Origin of the sequence: uncultured Negativibacillus sp. (genome assembly GCF_944388365.1) — a bacterium.
Taxonomy (GTDB): domain Bacteria; phylum Bacillota; class Clostridia; order Oscillospirales; family Ruminococcaceae; genus Negativibacillus.
Genome location: NZ_CALXIN010000151.1, coordinates 1 through 3,491 on the forward strand (window position 1 = coordinate 1; position 3,491 = coordinate 3,491).

Sequence of the window (3,491 nt, forward strand, 5' to 3'; positions counted from 1 at the left end):
ATCCACAGTCTTCTGAAGTCACGTTTTTTCTGTTTGCGGCCGATGTAAGCGTAGTTACCGGATTTGTAAACAGCCTGTTTAGCCATCTTAAAATGTCTGGATTTGCTGCCAAAATAACCTTTAGCAAGTTTCAGAACTTTTTTTCTTCTTTTGCGAGTCATCATCGCGCCCTTAACTCGAGCCATGTCTATATCCCTCCGTGTAGGTTAATGTTGTTTATTATGCGTATGGCAGCAGATGTTTGATAGCTGCTACGTTGGTCTTGTCAGCGTAAGTTGCTTTTCTCAGGCCTCTTTTACGTTTTGTTGTTTTGCGGCCGTTGTTGAGCAGGTGACGTTTGAAAGCATGAGCGCGTTTTACCTTGCCGTTTTTGGTCAATTTAAAACGTTTTTTTGCTCCGGTATGTGTTTTGAGCTTTGGCATTGTTGTTTCCTCCTTGTGTTTGCTTTTGCAGCTCTCCCTGTTTCGGGAAAGAAAATTTATTCCTTGTCCTCAGTTTTTGGTTCCTCGGCTGCCTTTGGTGCATCCTCTTTTGGTGCGGCTGCTTTTGCCGACTTGGTGGATGCAGGCTTAGCAGAGATGAACATGATCAGGCTGCGCCCTTCCATCTTTGGAAGCTTATCAATGACGCCGACATCCGCACAGGCATCTGCAAAGCGTTTGATGGTAGCGTTGCCAAGTTCCGGATGAGCCATTTCACGTCCGCGGAAGCGAATCGCAACCTTTACTCTGTCTCCGTGTTCCAAAAACCTTTTGGCTTGGTTTACCTTTGTTTCAAAATCGTGTGTATCAATCTTCAGAGAAAGTCTGATCTCTTTGATCTCCACCGTTTTCTGCTTTTTCTTTGCTTCTTTTTCGCGTTTGGCCTGTTCAAAGCGATATTTGCCGTAGTTCATGATCTTGCAAACCGGCGGAACCGCTTTTGGAGAAATGTTGACCAGATCCAGATTTTCCTTCTGCGCCAGCTGGAGAGCTTCTTTCGAGCTCATGATTCCCAACGGATTGCCGTCAGGACCAATGACGCGGATCTCCTTCTCTCTGATTTCTTCATTGATCGGCATTTCCTTTTTGCTAATGGTAAAGCACCTCCAAGCACCTCAAAAAATTAGAAAGCGCAGACGAAAATTCCGCCTGCGCTTAAAAAGGTCACAATGAAAAGCCGTCCGCCCTTCGGCGAACAATTCCAAAGTATTGACCTGGCTGCACGTTGGTGAGCCGGTGAGAACGGAATGTTGTTCTGCTTTGTTTTCGTTAGTTAGTTTACCACGATTTCCCCTTGCTGTCAACAGGCAAATCGTCCCTTTTTGCAATTTGTCTGTTTTAACAAGCCACTCCAAAGCTGCCGCCGCTGTTTTAGTCAACTTGCAGCGACTGACCCAGATACAGCGAATAAATCACCCTGCGCACCACCGGTTTGTGGGTGACCTGCTCGATGATTTTAGCGTACAGCGCAAGCTGGGTGTGGTAGCGCCGGTCAAGCTCGGCAAGGTCGGACACGCGGTCGGTCTTAAAATCGACCAGCACAAAGCCCTCTCCCTGTGCAAAGAGCAGGTCGGCAATGCCCTGTACGGTGACGCGGTGGCTGCCAATTTCGGGGATTACCTCCGAGAGGTCCTGCGCACCAAGCTGCGCCTGGAAGGCAAATTCGCGCGCGACAAAGCCGGAAGCGCTGATCTCGCGGTAAAGTGCAGAGTCATAATAGCGCACAATCGCCGCCCTGTCAAGGCTCTGTGCCTCTGCGTCGGTGAGGTATTCTTCCCTGACCAGCCGCGCGATCTCTCCTTCCAGGTCCCGCTGGGCAGCGGTGTGATCTGCGCAGCTGATAAAGCCGTGCATGGCGGTACCGCGCTGGGCAGGTGTCAGCTTGCCCGCCGCTTCCTTCTTTAAAAAGGAAGGTTCCCGCGAAAACGGCTGCTGGGTCTTTTCTCCATGCACCACCTGGGACACCGACAACTTGGTGACGATACTGCGCGCCGTCGGGTCGGGATAGGTGTCGGTGCAGAGCGACTGAATCTGTCTGAGCAGTGTTTCATCCGGCTGGGCGGTATGTTCGGCGGCAGCAGACGCCGTCTCCTTCTGTTCGGGAGCGGCTGCCACCACCGGCAGGATACGGCAGCTGGGAGAGAGGATAAGCTGTTCCGGCTGACAGCCGGCATCGCGGCACAGCGGCACAAAGTCAGGATGGTGGACAAAGCTCATCAGCAGCCAGTCGGCATAGCTTGTCGCAGTGCGTGCCACATACGGAGAGACTGCGCCGCGCTCGTCCAGATCGGTGACCGAAGCGGACAGCTTTTTCTCCGGTTCATTCTGCACACAGGTGATGATGAGCTTCTCCCGCGCACGGGTGAGTGCCACATACAGAATCCGCATCTCCTCGCTGAGACTTGAGCGGGTCAGTTCCAGCCGCAGCGCCTCCATCGGCACGGTCGCATACTGCTTGCGGGTGACAAAATCGCGCACACAGCAGGCAAATCCCAGCTGGGAGTGCAGCAGCATATTGCTGCGCAAGTCCTGCGTGTTAAACTTTTTGGCGGTATCGCACAGGAAAACCACCGGAAACTCCAGTCCCTTGGAGTGGTGGATACTCATGATGTGGACAGCATCGGCGCGGTCGCTGGTCGCACTGGCACAGGGCCAGTCCTCTCCGCGCTCGACCATCTTGTCAACAAAGCGCAGAAAATCTGCCAGACCCTTCTGCGGTCCCGCCTCATACTCCTGCGCATAGTCGATGAGCAGCCGCAGATTTGCCTTGCGGCCCTCGCCGTATTCCATCGCCAGCACCAGATCCCACAATCCGGTCCGCTCGATCATCTGCTGAATCAGCCGGTGCGCCGGACTGGACGCTGCGATGGCGCGCAGCTCGCCGAGCGAATCGACAAACCGCTTACACAGCGCCTGCCGGCTCACCTCCTGCGGAGAAAGGTTTTCACCCTGTGCAATCTCACGGCAGTTGAGGTAGAGATGCCGGCGGCGGTCGTGCAGGCGAATCACCGCCATATCGTCGGCGGTAAAGCCGTAGACCGGCGACATCATCGCGGCGGTGAGCTGGATGTCGATGAGCGGATTGTCCACCGCGCGCAGGATGGACAGCGCCGTCGAAATTTCCACCGTATCCAGAAAGCCGCCGCGCGCATCGGCAAACGATTCGATGCCGCGCCGCGCAAGCTCGCCGGAATACAGCTCCGCCTTATTCTTCATGGAACGCAGCAGGATACAGATGTCCTTCGGGCGCACCGGACGAAGCTGTCCGCCCTCGGTGACGGTGAAGCCCTGTTCGAGCATTCCCTTGATCTTCTCCGCTACATAGGAAGCCTCTGCCAAAGAATCGCTGTCCTCCTCGCTGTGGTTCTGAATCAGGTGCAGCTCAGTGGCAGCGTCCGGTTTCTCAGGATAGCTTGCAGCGGCGGTCAGCGCCTCGCTGGCGTCGTAGTCGATTTCGCCGACCTCCCTGCTCATCACCGACCCAAACAGAAAGTTGACGCTGTCGGTGA

4 protein-coding genes are annotated in these 3,491 nt (G+C 54.6%); all 4 read right to left on the reverse strand.

The features are described 5' to 3' along the window. Positions 1–185 (reverse strand): 50S ribosomal protein L20 (gene rplT, locus Q0L39_RS11350; protein WP_296629280.1); only part of this gene is annotated, 185 nt, incomplete at its 3' end. Between the two features lie 34 nt (positions 186–219). Further along, the gene (gene rpmI / locus Q0L39_RS11355) at positions 220–423 is read right to left on the reverse strand and encodes a 50S ribosomal protein L35 (protein WP_022132261.1); all 204 of its coding nucleotides are present in this window, start codon (positions 421–423) and stop codon (positions 220–222) included. 56 nt (positions 424–479) lie between these two features. Next, on the reverse strand, positions 480–1,061 hold the full coding sequence (infC, locus tag Q0L39_RS11360; RefSeq protein WP_296629282.1) for a translation initiation factor IF-3: 582 nt from the start codon (positions 1,059–1,061) through the stop codon (positions 480–482). A gap of 292 nt (positions 1,062–1,353) precedes the next feature. Further along, the coding region (locus Q0L39_RS11365; protein WP_296629283.1) for a 3'-5' exonuclease at positions 1,354–3,491 on the reverse strand (2,138 nt) is incomplete at its 5' end.